The sequence below is a fragment of the Mesorhizobium sp. B2-5-7 genome (assembly GCF_006440875.1).
In the GTDB taxonomy this organism is placed as follows: domain Bacteria; phylum Pseudomonadota; class Alphaproteobacteria; order Rhizobiales; family Rhizobiaceae; genus Mesorhizobium; species Mesorhizobium australicum.
This window is the reverse complement of the sequence record NZ_VFUO01000003.1, coordinates 1-14724: the sequence shown is the minus strand read 5'-3', so window position 1 is coordinate 14724 and position 14724 is coordinate 1. Positions and strand designations below refer to the sequence as shown.

10 protein-coding genes and 1 pseudogene are annotated in these 14724 nt (G+C 63.6%); 7 read left to right on the top strand and 4 right to left on the bottom strand.

The features are described 5' to 3' along the window. Positions 1-29 precede the first annotated feature (29 nt). Both FJ543_RS13940 and FJ543_RS13935 read right to left on the bottom strand, forming a co-directional pair. Positions 30-1613 (bottom strand): trimethylamine methyltransferase family protein, encoded by a 1584-nt coding sequence (locus tag FJ543_RS13940; protein ID WP_140875582.1) that lies wholly within the window; start codon positions 1611-1613, stop codon positions 30-32. Positions 1614-1804: 191 nt separating this feature from the next. Beyond that, a complete protein-coding gene (locus FJ543_RS13935) occupies positions 1805-3298 on the bottom strand; it encodes a PLP-dependent aminotransferase family protein (protein ID WP_015314107.1) in 1494 nt (497 codons plus the stop codon). Positions 3299-3602: 304 nt separating this feature from the next. Here FJ543_RS13935 and pgi point away from each other — a divergent pair, with 304 nt between their 5' ends. Both pgi and FJ543_RS13925 read left to right on the top strand, forming a co-directional pair. Then, a complete protein-coding gene (pgi, locus tag FJ543_RS13930) occupies positions 3603-5279 on the top strand; it encodes a glucose-6-phosphate isomerase (protein ID WP_181173980.1) in 1677 nt (558 codons plus the stop codon). Between the two features lie 5 nt (positions 5280-5284). Further along, positions 5285-6007, top strand: coding sequence for an HAD family hydrolase (locus tag FJ543_RS13925; protein WP_015314105.1), 723 nt, complete (start codon positions 5285-5287; stop codon positions 6005-6007). On the opposite strand, the pseudogene FJ543_RS13920 reads toward FJ543_RS13925, so the two are convergent. Together FJ543_RS13920 and FJ543_RS13915 are read right to left on the bottom strand one after the other, a co-directional pair. After that, positions 5991-6642, bottom strand: a pseudogene (locus FJ543_RS13920) (methyltransferase). The gene FJ543_RS13925 and the pseudogene FJ543_RS13920 sit on opposite strands and share 17 nt — an antisense overlap. A gap of 71 nt (positions 6643-6713) precedes the next feature. Beyond that, positions 6714-8738: a long-chain fatty acid--CoA ligase gene (locus tag FJ543_RS13915; RefSeq protein ID WP_015314103.1), complete on the bottom strand. Its 2025-nt coding sequence runs from the start codon at positions 8736-8738 to the stop codon at positions 6714-6716. Positions 8739-9204: 466 nt separating this feature from the next. Here FJ543_RS13915 and FJ543_RS13910 point away from each other — a divergent pair, with 466 nt between their 5' ends. From FJ543_RS13910 to FJ543_RS13890, 5 genes are all read left to right on the top strand, one after another. Then, positions 9205-10797, top strand: coding sequence for an ABC transporter substrate-binding protein (locus FJ543_RS13910; protein ID WP_015314102.1), 1593 nt, complete (start codon positions 9205-9207; stop codon positions 10795-10797). Positions 10798-10847: 50 nt separating this feature from the next. Then, positions 10848-11855, top strand: a complete 1008-nt coding sequence (locus tag FJ543_RS13905; protein WP_015314101.1) for an ABC transporter permease subunit — start codon at positions 10848-10850, stop codon at positions 11853-11855. Between the two features lie 70 nt (positions 11856-11925). Beyond that, the gene (locus FJ543_RS13900; RefSeq protein ID WP_174361976.1) at positions 11926-12780 is read left to right on the top strand and encodes an ABC transporter permease subunit; all 855 of its coding nucleotides are present in this window, start codon (positions 11926-11928) and stop codon (positions 12778-12780) included. 2 nt (positions 12781-12782) lie between these two features. Beyond that, positions 12783-13637, top strand: a complete 855-nt coding sequence (locus FJ543_RS13895) for an ABC transporter ATP-binding protein (RefSeq protein ID WP_140875580.1) — start codon at positions 12783-12785, stop codon at positions 13635-13637. Further along, positions 13637-14467 (top strand): dipeptide ABC transporter ATP-binding protein, encoded by an 831-nt coding sequence (locus FJ543_RS13890; RefSeq protein WP_140714153.1) that lies wholly within the window; start codon positions 13637-13639, stop codon positions 14465-14467. The genes FJ543_RS13895 and FJ543_RS13890 overlap by 1 nt, the downstream gene beginning before the upstream one ends. Positions 14468-14724 lie beyond the last annotated feature (257 nt).

Below are 14724 nucleotides of genomic sequence, written 5' to 3'. Positions count from 1 at the left end.
CGGTGGCTATCTGTATGTCGGTCTTCTGGCTAGCCGCCCATGCTCGCGCGCGGCAGGTGGATCAGGTTGCCGAAGCGGGCGCGCAATCTGTCGTCGACCAGCTTGGGCACGTGCCGCGGAAATCGTTCCGCAAGGATGCGCTTCTTTTCGTCGATCGCCCGGGCCAATATATCAGGGCGGCCTTTTTCGTTCCATTCCTTCGGTGAGGAACGGTCGCCGAAGGCGGGATAAAAACGCTCTGCCCGGGCCGACTTGAGCGTTTGCTCGTTGTCAAGATAATGGCCCGGACCCTTGAGGCAGACATCGGCGATGGTGTCGATCGACAGCGCTTCGTCCGTCACTTCGATGCCGCGTGCGCAGCGCAAGCAATGGCCAAGCATGTCATTGTCGATGATCAGGCTTTCCAGGCAGAAGCCGAGCAGCGAGGCATGCATGCCGGCCGATTCGTAGACGAGGTTGAGGCCCGAGAGGCCGGCCATCACATTGGTGATGCCTTTCTCGTAGCCGGACTGGATATCGGGCAGTTTCGAGTCTGTCATGCCGGCGGCCGAGCCGCCGGGCAGGTCGTAGAATTGCGCCATCTGCGCGCAGGCCGCCGTTACCACCGCCTGTTCGGCCGAGCCCCCGGCCATGGTGTTGGTGCGCAGGTCCGACATGAACGGCCAGGCGCCGAAGATCGCCGGATGTCCCGGCTTGAGTGCGTTGACATACACCAGGCCAGCCAGCACTTCGGCCACTGCCTGCGCGACCGCGCCGGCCATCGCCGCCGGAGCGGTTGTTCCGGACTGGCCGGTGGAGAGGAGCAGGATGGGGATGCCGCCTTCGACACAGGCCTCGAGCACGCCGCAGGCATCCTCGGCGAACTTCATCGGCGGCACGACGAAGGAGTTGGAGTTGGAAACGAATGGCCGGGCGCGGAAATTCTCCTCGCCACCGGCGATGGCATAGAGCATTTCGAGCGCCGGCTTCACATTCTCGCGCACGGTGAAGGACGTGCCGACATGCTTCGATGTCCCCATCACGCAGGCGTAGAGCGTGTTGAAATCCATATCGAGCGGGTCGGCGATGTCGCGCGCCACCATCGGCCGCTGGAAAAAATGGATGTTGCTCAGTCCATCGACGATGCGGGCGGCGTCATAGATGTCCTGCAGCTTGGATTCGCGATACTCGCGCTTTTCGAGATCCACCAGATGCACGGCGATACCCGCCGTGCCGTAATGGACACGCTTGCCTTGGATCACCATGTCGTGCTTGGGGTCCTGGCCATGCAGTGTGAAATGCCGCGCGGCTCGCTTGATGGTGTCGAGTACGAGCGCACGGGGGAAACGGATGCGGCCATCGTCGCCATGGGTGGCGCCCGCCTTGGTCAGGACTTTTATGCAGGACGGGATGGCGTTGGCGAAGCCGACCGTTTCCAGAAGCGTCAGCACGCCCTCATGAATGCGCTCGCAGTCGTTTCCGCGCAATGGCCCGTAACTGCCGCCTTCCATGGCTTGGTGTAGTGGCCCGTTTGGTGGAATGGCTGATTTCACCGCACGTCCCGTTTCGCGGTCGCCGGAGCGTTGTGGACGACGGTTCGCCGGCATGTCCTGCTTTTCGACAGCCACTGGCATGGAAGCACTCCACCTCTACCGGCAGGAGCTCGTGGCGGTTGGTCCACCATCAACCTGCTTCTTCTCTGACGCCGACTATGCCGCCGGCACTGGCCCATCCTATGAGCCAGCTGGCCCAGCTACATGTGCCAGACCTAAAACAAACCGGAGCCGCTGAGAAGCGGCTCCGGTCACGAAATCGGCTTGATGGATCAGGCGGCGGCCGGCCTGCGTCCGGCTGCGGTGGCGAGTTCCCGGATGCCGGGCTCGATGTGCTGCAGAGCGATAGAGGAAATGCCCAACCGCATGAAACGCGAAGGCTTCTCGGTGCGGTCGAAGAAGCGGTCGCCGGGCTCGATGATGACGCTGCGCGAGGCCGCGGCTTCGGCCAAACCGCGGGAATCGGTGCCGCGGGGCCCTTCCAGCCACAGCGACGTGCCGCCGGCCGAGTCGGTCGAGCGCCATTCCGGCAGGAAGGCCGAAATCGCATGGACCAGCCGCTTGCGCCGCTCGTCGAAGGCGCTCGACAGCCGCCGCACCAGCGCTTCGTGATGGCCGAGCGACAGGAAGAGCGCCACGGCGCGCTGATTGTTGGCCGGCGGATGGCGCAGCATGAAGCGGCGCAGCGCCCTGAGTTCGGCGATCAGTCCAGCGGAAGCCACGATGTAGCCAAGCCGCAGCCCCGGGGCCAGCGTCTTCGACATCGAGCCGACATAGACGACGCGGCCGGAACGGTCGAGGCTCTTCAAGGCCTGCTGCGGCGCCTCGTCGAGAAGCTGGCTGTCATAGCCGTCCTCGATGATGATCTGGTTGTGCCGGTTGGCGCGCGCCAGAAGATCCTGCCGCCGCTCCGCCGACAACGGCACCATGGTCGGGCAATGATGACTGGGGGTGACGAAGACGAAGCCGGAATCATTGGGAATAGAAGAGGTTACGATACCGGACTGGTCCACTGGCACCGGCTCGATGTCGGCGCCCGCGAGCCGGAAGATCGAGCGTGCGTCGGGATAGCCTGGATCCTCCATCGCCACTTTCGAGCCCTTGGTCATCAGCAGCGAGGCCAGCATATAGAGCGCGTTCTGGGCGCCCAGCGTGACGATGATCTCGTCGGGATTGGCGAAGATGCCGCGCCGGGGCAGCAGCCGTGCCTGGATTTGCTCGATCAGCAGCGGATCGTCGCGGTCGACCATGTCGGACGCCCAGTTGCGGATCTCCAGCACGGCTAGCGCCATGCGGTTGCACTCGCGCCACTCGGCGGTCGGGAACAGCGCCGGGTCGAACTGGCCGTACACGAAGGGGTAGGAGGACTTGATCCAGTTCTCGTGCTTGGCGGGCGGCGGCATGTCGCTTGCCGCGATCTGCCGGCGCGCCTTCCAGTCGATCTCGTTGGCCTGGTCGGGTGCTTTCTGGTGCGGCTTGGCGGGTGTCGCCAGCACGTCCGGATTGACGAAATGGCCGCGCCGCTCGCGCGCCACCAGGAAACCCTGGTCGACGAGCTGCTGGAATGCCAGCACCACCGTTCCGCGTGCGACGCCGAGTTTTTCGGCCAGGATACGGCAGGAAGGCAGCGGCATCGAAGCGGCGATCTGGCGGTCGAGAATCGCGGCCACGATGGCTTGGCGGATCTGCGCCTGCAGGGTCTGGCCGGATTCAGCCGAAATCCGGAACAGGCCGGACCATATCGCCGTGTCGTTTCTCTGTGGCATGGAAGATGTTCCTCGATGGCCAGCTTTTTTCGCTTGGCTGGACCAGCCGAACGTAACCGTGGCACAAGGGGTTGCGCCAATCAATTTTTCTGATCTTTGGGATTTATGCCAGTGATCCTTCAAGCTCGAAATAAGGCGCGGCCCCTCGCTCTCGACACCACCTCGCTCCTCGATACCCACCTCCTTGCTCGATACATTGTGTCATCGCATCGTGATGTGCTGCGTCATCGCCGCGTATTGACCGGATGGATTTCGGCTCAATAGTTGGGGCGCGACGACACGCGCCGGAAACATCCGGTCTGATATGGTGCGTCGAAAAAGCCAGGAGTCCCCGCCAGTGGATCAGTCAGCCTTCCAGAAACAGCTTGCCGCCCTGCGCGACCATCGCGCCGCGGCCCCGGGCGACATGCGCCAGGCCTTTGCCGCCGATCCACAGCGCTTCAAGACATTCTCCGCCGCTGACGGCGACCTCCTGCTCGACTGGTCGAAATGCGCCGTCGACGCGACGACCATGGATTTCCTTGAGAAGCTCGCCGCCGCAGCCGATCTCGAAGGCCGTCGCGCCGCCATGTTCGCCGGCAAGAAGATCAACATCACCGAAGACCGCGCCGTCCTGCACACGGCGCTGCGCAACCTGAGCGGCAAGGGCGTCACGGTTGACGGCCAGGACGTCAAGGCGGATGTCATATCCGTGCTCGACGCCATGGGCGCCTTCGCCGATGCCATTCGCTCCGGCAAGGCAACAGGCGCCACCGGCAAGAAGATCACCGATATCGTCAACATCGGCATTGGCGGCTCCGACCTTGGTCCGGCCATGGCGACGCTGGCGCTCGCCCCCTATCATGACGGCCCGCGCGCCCACTATGTCTCCAACATTGACGGCGCTCACATCCACGACACGCTGAAGGGGCTGTCCGCCGAAACCACGCTGTTCATCATTGCCTCCAAGACTTTCACCACGGTCGAGACGATGACCAATGCGCAGACGGCGCGCGACTGGGTGCAGAAGGCGCTCGGCAAGGAGGCCGTGGGCAAGCATTTCGCCGCCGTCTCGACCGCGCTCGACCTGGTGGCCAAGTTCGGCATCGAGCCGGATCGCGTCTTCGGCTTCTGGGACTGGGTCGGCGGCCGCTATTCGCTGTGGGGCGCGATCGGCCTGCCGGTCATGATCGCCGTCGGCCCAAGGAATTTTCGCGCTTTCCTCGACGGCGCGCACGAAATGGACGAACACTTCCGCACTGCGCCGCTCCAGAAAAACCTGCCGGCGCTCCTCGGGCTGGTCGGCTGGTGGCACCGCGTGGTCTGCGGCTATCCGGCCCGCGCGGTCATCCCCTACGATCAGCGCCTGTCCAGGCTGCCGGCCTATCTGCAGCAGCTCGACATGGAATCGAACGGCAAGAGCGTTACCCTTGACGGGACGCCGGTGACGACGCCGACCGGGCCGCTGGTCTGGGGCGAGCCAGGCACCAACGGCCAGCACGCCTTCTTCCAGCTGCTGCACCAGGGCACCGATTTGATCCCCGTCGAGTTCCTGGCCGCCGCCGTCGGCCACGAGCCTGATCTCAAGCATCAGCATGACCTGCTGCTCGCCAACTGCCTGGCGCAGTCGGAAGCGCTGATGAAGGGCCGTACGCTGGAAGAGGCGCGCGCGCAGATGCTGGCCAAGGGCATGAAGCCGGCCGATGTCGACCGTATCGCGCCGCATCGTGTCTTCTCCGGCAACCGGCCCTCGGTGACCATTCTCTACCGCAAGCTCGACCCGCGCACCTTCGGCCGGCTGATCACGCTTTACGAGCACCGCGTCTTCGTCGAGGGCACGCTGTTCAACATCAACTCCTTCGACCAGTGGGGCGTCGAACTCGGCAAGGAATTGGCCACCGGCCTCCTGCCTGTCGTGGAAGGCAAGGAAAGCGCCGCAAACCGGGACGCCTCGACTAGGGGCCTTGTGGAACGCATCCACCAATTGCGTGGTTCGGAGTGAAGCGCTTGGCTGACATCAAGGGGATATTGTTCGACAAGGACGGAACGCTTGTCGACTTCAACGCGACCTGGCTCGGCGTCGCCGACTTCATGGCCATGGACGCGGCCGACGGCGACCGCTGGAAAGCCGACAGGCTGCTCGCGGCCGCGGGCTTCGATTTCGCCAACCGGCGCTTCAAGCCCGATTCCATCTTTGCCTCCGGCACCAATCTCGACGTTGTCGAACTGTGGTTCCCGCGCCTGTCCAATGAAGACCAGATGCTGGCCGTTGCCCGTTTCAACGAGATCACCTCGGTGCAGGGCTCGACGATGGCGGTGGCGCTGCCAGGCATCGCCGACACGCTGGCTCTGCTGCACAGGCGATCCTACCGGCTTGGCGTCGCCACCAACGATTCGACCAGCGGCGCGGAAAAGACGCTTGTCACGCTGGGTGTCGCGCAACTGTTCGAAGCCGCCTATGGCTATGACGCGGTGGCCAACCCCAAGCCCGCTCCCGACACCATCCAGGCCTTTTGCGATCTTACGGGGCTCAAGCCGTCTGAGATCGCCATGGTCGGCGACAACAGGCACGATCTCGAAATGGCGCGTGCCGGCGGCTGCGGCCTGGCGGTGGGCGTGCTCTCCGGCACCGGCACGCGCGAATCGCTGGCCGAGATCGCCGATGTCATCCTGGATTCGGTTGCCGATCTGCCGGATTTCCTTTCGACGCGGGTCAAGGAGACGGTCTGATCGGCAGGGCGGCGTACTGTTCGGGCTGGAGGCGAAAGACAGCGCTCGGCTTCAGCGCGGCGTCTTTCGCCTCGCCGAAATCCGGCACCTTGTATTCGGCAAGCAGCCGCAGCCGCGAGCGCGGCAGATAGGCCCGGCCCGGATCGCCGACCAGCACCTCGATGCCGGCGGCGAGGCAGCGGTCGAGGAAAGGCATCATCCCCAAGGCGACACCTTGCCCGTAGAACACGTCGCCGGCGAGCACCAGGTCCACGGCGGGCGGTGGCCCGGTGGTGATGTCGTTCCCCATTATCGTGATCGTGACGCCATTGGCCGCTGCATTCAGCGCCAGCGCGGCAACGCCGTTCCGATCGACCTCGGTGGCCATCACCTCACACGCGCCGGCCTTTCCCGCGGCAATGCCGACAATGCCGGAGCCTGCTCCAAGGTCGAGCACGCGGCGGCCCGCCACGATCTCCGGATGGTCCAGCACATAGCGCGCCAGCACGGCGCCGCCTGCCCACGCATAGGCCCAATAGGGCGGCTGCGGCTCCTGCGAATCGGCGTCATCTCCTTCGACAAGGCGCCTCAGCCCGCTGCTCGGGTGCGGTATAAAGCCGGATTTCGGGAAGCGCCGGCACCGATGTCAGGCGCATGTTCGCCTTGATGAATTCCGCCGGGTCGAGGCGCGGGCGCCGGACCGGCGTATCGTCGTTGGCGAGATCCACTATTCGCGCAGCGCCCGCCGCAGGATCTTGCCGACCGGCGTCTTCGGCAATTCGGTCCTGAACTCGATGTATCTGGGCCGCTTGTAGCCGGTCAGGTTCTCGCGGCAAAAGGCGGTGATGGCCTCGGCGGTCAGGGCCGGGTCTTTCTTGACGATGAACAGTTTCGGCACTTCGCCCGAATGCTCGTCCGGCACGCCGATCGCCGCCACTTCGAGCACGCCGGGATGCGCCGCCACGACTTCCTCGAGTTCGGTCGGATAGACGTTGAAGCCGGAGACGAGGATCATGTCCTTCTTGCGGTCGACGATCTTGGTGAAGCCGCGATCGTCCATGAAGCCCATGTCGCCGGACTTGAAGAAGCCGTCCTTGGTCATCACCCTGGCGGTCTCGTCCGGCCGGTTCCAGTAACCGGCCATCACCTGCGGTCCCCTGATGCAGATCTCACCGACTTCGCCGAGCGGTACGTTGTTGCCGTCGTCGTCGCGAATGGCGATTTCGGTCGAGGGCAGCGGCAGGCCGATAGTGCCGGTGAACTCGCCGGAGCTGAACTTGTTGGCCGTCGCCACCGGCGAGGTCTCCGAAAGACCGTAGCCTTCGCTGATGGGGCAACCGGTCAGCGCCTTCCAGCGCTCGGCGACACCCTTCTGTACCGCCATGCCGCCGCCAAGCGTCAAGAGCAGCGGCTTGAAGTCGAGCTTGCGAAAGTCCTCATTGTTGAGCAGCGCGTTGAACAGCGTGTTGAGGCCCGGAAAGATATGGATCGGATACTTGCCCATTTCCTTGACGAAGCCGGGAATGTCGCGCGGATTGGGGATCAGTATGTTCTGGCCGCCCATCTGCATGCCCATCAGCGCATTCACCGTCAGCGCGAAGATATGGTAGAGCGGCAGTGCGCAGACGAGGTTGAGATGCGCCGGCTTTGGCTTGACGGTGTAGGCGTCCTGCAGCCACAGCGCATTCTGCGCGACATTGGCCAGCACATTGCTGTGCGAGAGGGTCGCGCCTTTCGAGATTCCGGTGGTGCCGCCGGTATATTGCAGAAAGGCGACATCGCTGGCGGCCACCGTGGCCGGCTTGAAAGCCATGCCGCGGCCAGCCTTGAGGGCCGCGTTGAACTTGACATGGCCAGGCAATGACCAGGCCGGCACCATCTTCTTGACGCGGCGCACGACCAGATTGACGATCGAGCCCTTCAGGCCGCCGAGCAGGTCGCCCATGGCCGCGACGACGATGTGCTTGACCGAGGTCCTGGCGACGACCGCCTGCAGGGTGTTGGCGAAGTTTTCGAGGATGACGATGGCCTGCGCCCCGGAATCCTTGAGCTGATGCTCCAGTTCGCGCGGCGTGTAGAGCGGATTGACGTTCACCACCGTAAAGCCGGCGCGGGCGACCGCCATCATCGCTATGGGATACTGCAGCACGTTCGGCATCATCAGGGCGACACGCGCGCCCTTCTGCAATCCTGTGGACTGTAGGTAGGCACCGAAGGCCGCCGAAGACTGTTCGAGCTGCGCGTAGGTGATGGACTTGCCCATGCACGTGAAAGCCGGCTGGCCGGCGAACTGCTTGCAGGCGCCAACGAGGAAGTCGCCGATGGAACCGTAGGGAAGGGCGCCGATCTCGGCCGGCATGTTCTTGGGATAGCTGTTGAGCCATGGCTTTTGCGGCAGGCCGGCGGCGAGTTCGGTGAGCGCCTTCGGCAGCCGTTGGCTGGCCGCTGTCGCTGGCTTGGAGACCGGTGCAGTCTTCGCCGGTGGCGAACTCTTCGTCGTCGCGGTTTTGCCCGTTCCGGCCTTGCCCGATCCGGGCTTGGTCGCGGGTGCCTTTGTCGGCGCGGCCTTCGACGCCGGCTTCGCGGCGGTCCTGGCGGTGGCCACGGTTTTTGCCGCGGGTGCTTTCTTGCCGGCCGCCGCCTTCGCGGTCGCGGCCTTGCCCGCGGCCTTGCCTTGCCCGTCGTCGCCTGCGGCTGGTCTAGGCCTCGCCTTAACGGACGCTTTCACCGGGGCCTTCGATGCTTTTGCCACCCGTTCCTCCTCGACAACCCTGGTCGCCTGTTCTCGCTGGGCCCTACCGCGCCGCCTCCAGATTGATGGAGACGTCCCTCCGCTGCCGCCAGCTGTCTATCTATGTATTGCCTCTATCGGCGGCGGTGCAAGTCTTGCCCTAGCGGCAGGATGCCGAAAGATTTGCCGCCGAAAACCTTTCCCGCCGGCCACGGCTGGAACGGCATCTTTCCGCACCGGCGGCGGATGAATACAGGGCGCGGCACCCTTGTCGCCGGACGTCTGATCAATAAAAAAATGCGGTCGTTAATAATATCGTGAATAGAAAAAAGTGCTAATTTTTTCTGCCATTTAGCGAAATTGCGGATTTTTTTCCTGCTTCCCGCGGGGTAAGCAAACGGGGTGTTCCAAACCCGGAAAAACGGTGCTTATATGCGCGCTTCGCGAGCCTGATAGAGGGGCTTGGAAGAACATCAGGGAGTGCTCAATGAAGAAGAAATTGACTTTTGCAGCCGCGTTGCTGGCTGCAAGCGTCCTGGGCGGCGTGGCCAACGCGAAAACTCTGGTCTATTGCGCTGAAGCGTCGCCGGAGGGTTTCGACCCGGCGCCGTATACCGCGGGCCAGACATTCGACGCGTCCTCGCGCACCGTGTTCAATCGCCTTGTCGAATTCGATCACGGCAAGACCTCGGTTTCGCCCGGCCTGGCGGACAGCTGGACCATTTCCGACGACGGCAAGGAATATACCTTCAAGCTGCGCAAGGGCGTCAAGTTCGCGCCCACCGACTACTTCACCCCGACCCGCGACCTGAACGCCGACGACGTGGTGTTCTCGTTCGAGCGCCAGGTCGACAAGAATGGCCCCTGGTTCCAGTACATACCGGGCATCGCCTACCAGTATTACAATGATCAGTTCGGCGACAACATCACCAAGGTCGAGAAGGTCGACGACCTGACGGTGAAGTTCACCCTCAAGGAACCGGCAATCACCTTCATTCCGACCCTGGGCATGGATTTCGCCTCGATCGTCTCGAAGGAATATGCCGACAAGCTGCAGGCCGACAAGACGCCTGAACTGTTCAACCAGAAGCCGGTCGGCACTGGGCCGTTCATCTTCGTCGACTACCAGACCGATGCCGCCATCCGCTACAAGGCCAACCCGGACTATTGGGGCGGCAAGCAGAAGATCGACGATCTGGTCTTCGCCATCACCACCGATCCGGCGGTGCGCGCGCAGAAGCTGAAGGCCGGCGAATGCAACATCATGTCCTACCCGGCACCGGCCGACATTGCCGGCCTGCAGGCTGATGCGAACCTGACGGTCGCGGAGCAGGAAGGCCTCAACGTCGGCGCGCTGATGTACAACACCCAGCAGAAACCGTTCGACGACGTGCGTGTCCGCAAGGCGCTCAACATGGCCATCAACAAGAAGGCCATCATCGACGCGGTGTTCCAGGGCGCCGGCCAGGTGGCGATCAACCCGATCCCGCCGACCATGTGGTCCTACAACAAGGACGTGAAGGACGACCCGTACGATCCGGACGCGGCCAAGAAGATGCTTGAAGAGGCCGGCGTCAAGGACCTCAAGATGAACGTCTGGGCGATGCCCGTCTCGCGTCCGTACATGCCGAACGCGCGCCGCACCGCCGAACTGATCCAGGCGGACTTCGCAAAGGTCGGCGTCACGGTCAACATCGTCAGCTACGATTGGGGTGAATACCTCAAGCGCGCTTCCGCGGTCGATCACGACGGCGCCGTCATCGTCGGCTGGACCGGCGATAATGGCGATCCGGACAACTTCCTCGGCGTGCTCCTGAGCTGCGCTTCCGTCGGTTCGAACAACCGCGCGGAATGGTGCAACAAGGACTTCGATGCGCTCATCAACAAGGCCAAGACGGTTTCCGACCAGGCCGAGCGCACCAAGCTCTACGAACAGGCACAGGTCATCTTCAAGGAGCAGGCACCGTGGGCGACGCTCGCCCACTCCAAGGTGTTCATGCCGATGCAGAAAACCGTCTCCGGCTTTGCGATGGATCCGCTCGGTATCCATCGCTTTGACGGCGTCGATATCGCCGAATAAGGTTCGCGAAACGGGGCGGCGCCACAAGGCGCCGCCCCACCTCGCCCGCCATGCTGCGTTATATCCTCGGCAAGCTCGCCCTCATCATCCCGACCTTCATCGGGATAACCATCCTTGCTTTCGGCTTCGTACGCATCCTGCCCGGTGATCCGGTGCTGGTGCTTGCGGGCGAACGTGGCCTGTCGCCCGAACGCCATACGGCGCTGATGCACCAGTTCGGGTTCGACCTGCCGATCTGGCAACAGTATCTGACCTATCTGACCAATATCCTCGGCGGCGATTTCGGCACCTCGTTTTCAACCAAGACGCCGGTGCTCAAGGATTTCCTGGTGCGGTTCCCGGCCACGGTCGAACTCGCCATCTTCGCCATGATCTTCGCCGTCATCTTCGGTGTCGCCTTCGGCATTTTCGCCGCCATCCGCCGCGGCTCCTGGTTCGACCAGCTGACCATGGGCACCGCGCTCGCCGGCTATTCCATGCCAATCTTCTGGTGGGGGCTGCTGCTGATCATCGTGTTTTCCGGCACGCTGCACTGGACGCCGGTCTCGGGCCGCATCGACCTTCTCTATTTCTTCAAGCCGGTGACCGGCTTCATGACCATCGATTCCCTCATCTCGGGCCAGAAGGGCGCCTTCCGCTCGGCGGTGTCGCACCTCATCTTGCCCACCATCGTGCTCGGCACCATTCCGCTGGCGGTCATCGCCAGGCAGACCCGCTCGGCCATGCTCGAAGTGCTGGGCGAGGATTATGTGCGCACCGCGCGCGCCAAGGGCCTGGCGCCGCGGCGCGTCATCGGCCTGCATGCCTTCCGCAACGCGCTGATCCCGGTCGTCACCACGATCGGCCTGCAGGTCGGCACGCTGTTGACCGGCGCCATCCTGACCGAGAGCATCTTTTCGTGGCCGGGCATCGGCAAGTGGATGATCGATGCCATTTCCAAGCGCGACTATTTCACCGTGCAGGGCGGGTTGCTTTTGATCGCGCTGATTGTCATGTCGGTGAACCTTATCGTCGACGTGCTCTATGCCGTCATCAACCCGCGCATCCGGGCGAATTGACATGACCAATGAAGGCCCAGCCACCATCGAAGCAGCGACCGTCGTCAAGCCGCAGGATGCGCGGCTGCAGATGTTCGCCGAATTCTGGCACTATTTCTCGATCAACAAGGGCGCGGTGATCGGCCTCTTCGTCTTCGCCCTGCTGATCCTGATCGCCATCTTCGCGCCGTTGCTCGCCCCGCATTCGCCTGATGACCAGTTCCGTGACTTCTTCCTGACGCCGCCGGCCTGGCAGGCGGGCGGCAACGCGCAATTCCTGCTCGGCACCGACGCCGTCGGCCGCGATATGCTTTCGCGCCTGATCTACGGCTCGCGATTCTCGCTCGCCATCGGCTTCGTCGTCGTCACCACGGCACTGATCTCCGGCGTCATCCTCGGCCTGCTCGCCGGCTACTGCCGTGGCTGGGTCGACACGCTGATCATGCGCATCATGGACATCATCCTGGCTTTCCCGTCGCTGCTGCTGGCCCTGGTGCTGGTCGCGGTGCTCGGCCCTGGCCTCGTCAATGCCATGATCGCCATCGCCTTCGTGCTGCAGCCGCACTTCGCCCGGCTCACCCGCGCCGCCGTGATGGCGGAGAAGACCCGCGAATATGTAGTCTCGGCCAAGGTCGCCGGGGCCAGCCATCTCAGGCTGATGCTGGTCACCATCCTGCCCAACTGCATCGCCCCGCTGATCGTGCAGGCGACGCTGTCCTTCTCCAACGCTATCCTCGAGGCGGCCGCCCTCGGCTTCCTCGGCATGGGGGCGCAGCCGCCGACGCCGGAATGGGGCACCATGCTTGCCGAAGCGCGCGAGTTCATCCTGCGCGCCTGGTGGGTGGTGACCTTCCCGGGCCTTGCCATCCTCATCACCGTCTTTGCCATCAACCTGATCGGCGACGGCCTGCGCGACGCGCTCGACCCCAAGTTGAAGAGGTCGTGAGCATGTCCCTGCTCGAGATCAAGAACCTCACCGTTTCCTTCGACACCGCCGCCGGACCGTTCATGGCCGTGCAAGGCATCGACCTTTCGGTCGAGCCGCGCGAGGTGCTGGCGATCGTCGGCGAGTCCGGCTCCGGCAAGTCGGTCTCGATGCTGGCGGTGATGGGGCTGTTGCCCAACACCGCGACGGTCAAGGCCGACCGCATGGCTTTCGATGGCGTCGACCTGTTGAAGCTCAGCCCATCCGAACGCCGCAAGATCGTCGGCAAGGACATCTCGATGATCTTCCAGGAGCCGATCGCCAGCCTCAACCCATGCTTCACCGTCGGCTTCCAGATCGAGGAAGTGCTGCGCTTTCACATGGGCATGGATCGCGCCCAGCGCCGCGCGCGCGCTATCGAACTGATGAAGCTGGTCGGCATCGCCGACCCGGAGGAGCGCTTGAGCTCGTTTCCGCATCAGATGTCGGGCGGCCAGTGCCAGCGCGTCATGATCGCGATCGCCATCGCCTGCAATCCGAAGCTCTTGATCGCCGACGAGCCGACCACCGCGCTCGACGTCACCATCCAGAAGCAGATCCTCGATCTCCTGGTTTCGCTGCAGGCCAAATACGGCATGGGCCTGATCATGATCACCCACAATATGGGCGTGGTGGCCGAGACCGCCGACCGCGTCATCGTCCAGTACAAGGGCCGCAAGATGGAAGAGGCCGACGTTTTGTCGCTGTTCGAGAACCCGAAGAGCAACTACACGCGCGCGCTGCTTTCGGCGCTGCCGGAGAACGCCGTCGGCGACCGGCTGCCGACCGTCTCCGACATGCTGTTCGAGCCGGCACCCTCGGCCGCGGGAGCCGCCTGATGAGCACCACGGTCCTCGAAGGCAAGAACATCGTCCGCGACTACCATATCGGCGGCGGCCTGTTCTCCGGGCCGCGCACAGTGCATGCCGTTAAGGGCGTCTCCTTCACGGTGGACAAGGGCAAGACGCTGGCCATCGTCGGCGAAAGCGGCTGCGGCAAGTCCACGCTCGCCCGCATCATCACCTTGATCGATCCCGCGACGTCGGGCGAGCTGTTCATCGACGGCAACAAGGTCGATATCGCCAAAGGCGGATTGACCAAGGAGATGCGCCGCAAGGTGCAGATCGTCTTCCAGAACCCTTACGGATCGCTCAATCCGCGCCAGAAGATCGGCGATGTGCTGGGCGAGCCGCTGCTGATCAACACCGACAAGCCGGCCGCCGAACGGCGCGACCTCGCCATGAAGATGCTGAAGAAGGTCGGCCTCGGTCACGAGCACTATAACCGCTACCCGCACATGTTCTCGGGCGGCCAGCGCCAGCGCATCGCCATTGCCCGTGCGCTGATGCTCAACCCAAGCCTGCTGGTGCTCGACGAGCCGGTTTCGGCGCTCGATCTCTCGGTGCAGGCGCAGGTGCTCAACCTGCTCGCCGACCTGCAGGACGAATTCCAGCTGACCTATGTCTTCATCAGCCACGATTTGTCGGTCGTTCGCTACATCGCCGACGATGTGATGGTGATGTATTTCGGCGAGGCGGTCGAATACGGCCCGCGCGACGAGGTCTTCGCCGACCCCAAGCACAGCTACACCAGGACGCTGTTCGCCGCGACACCGCGCGCCGACGTGGCGAGCATCAAGGCGAGGCTGGCGAAGAAGAAGGCCGCCTAAGGTCGCAAGCCATGCAAATGGCCGACGTCAGCGCCGCCCCTCATTGTCCTGCCGGACATTTCTCCCCGTATAGTGACCGGGAGAAAAACGCTCTCACGGCCGGTTTCGCCACCACCAAGATTGCGAGCAGGGTGCCGAGGGTGCGGCCCGTGTCCAGCCGATAGATGGGTTACAGAATGAACCGGATACATAGGTAACAGTTCTCCCCCTATGCGTCCGCCGCAGCGCCAAGCGGTTCGGTTGGCGCGGCGCTGTGG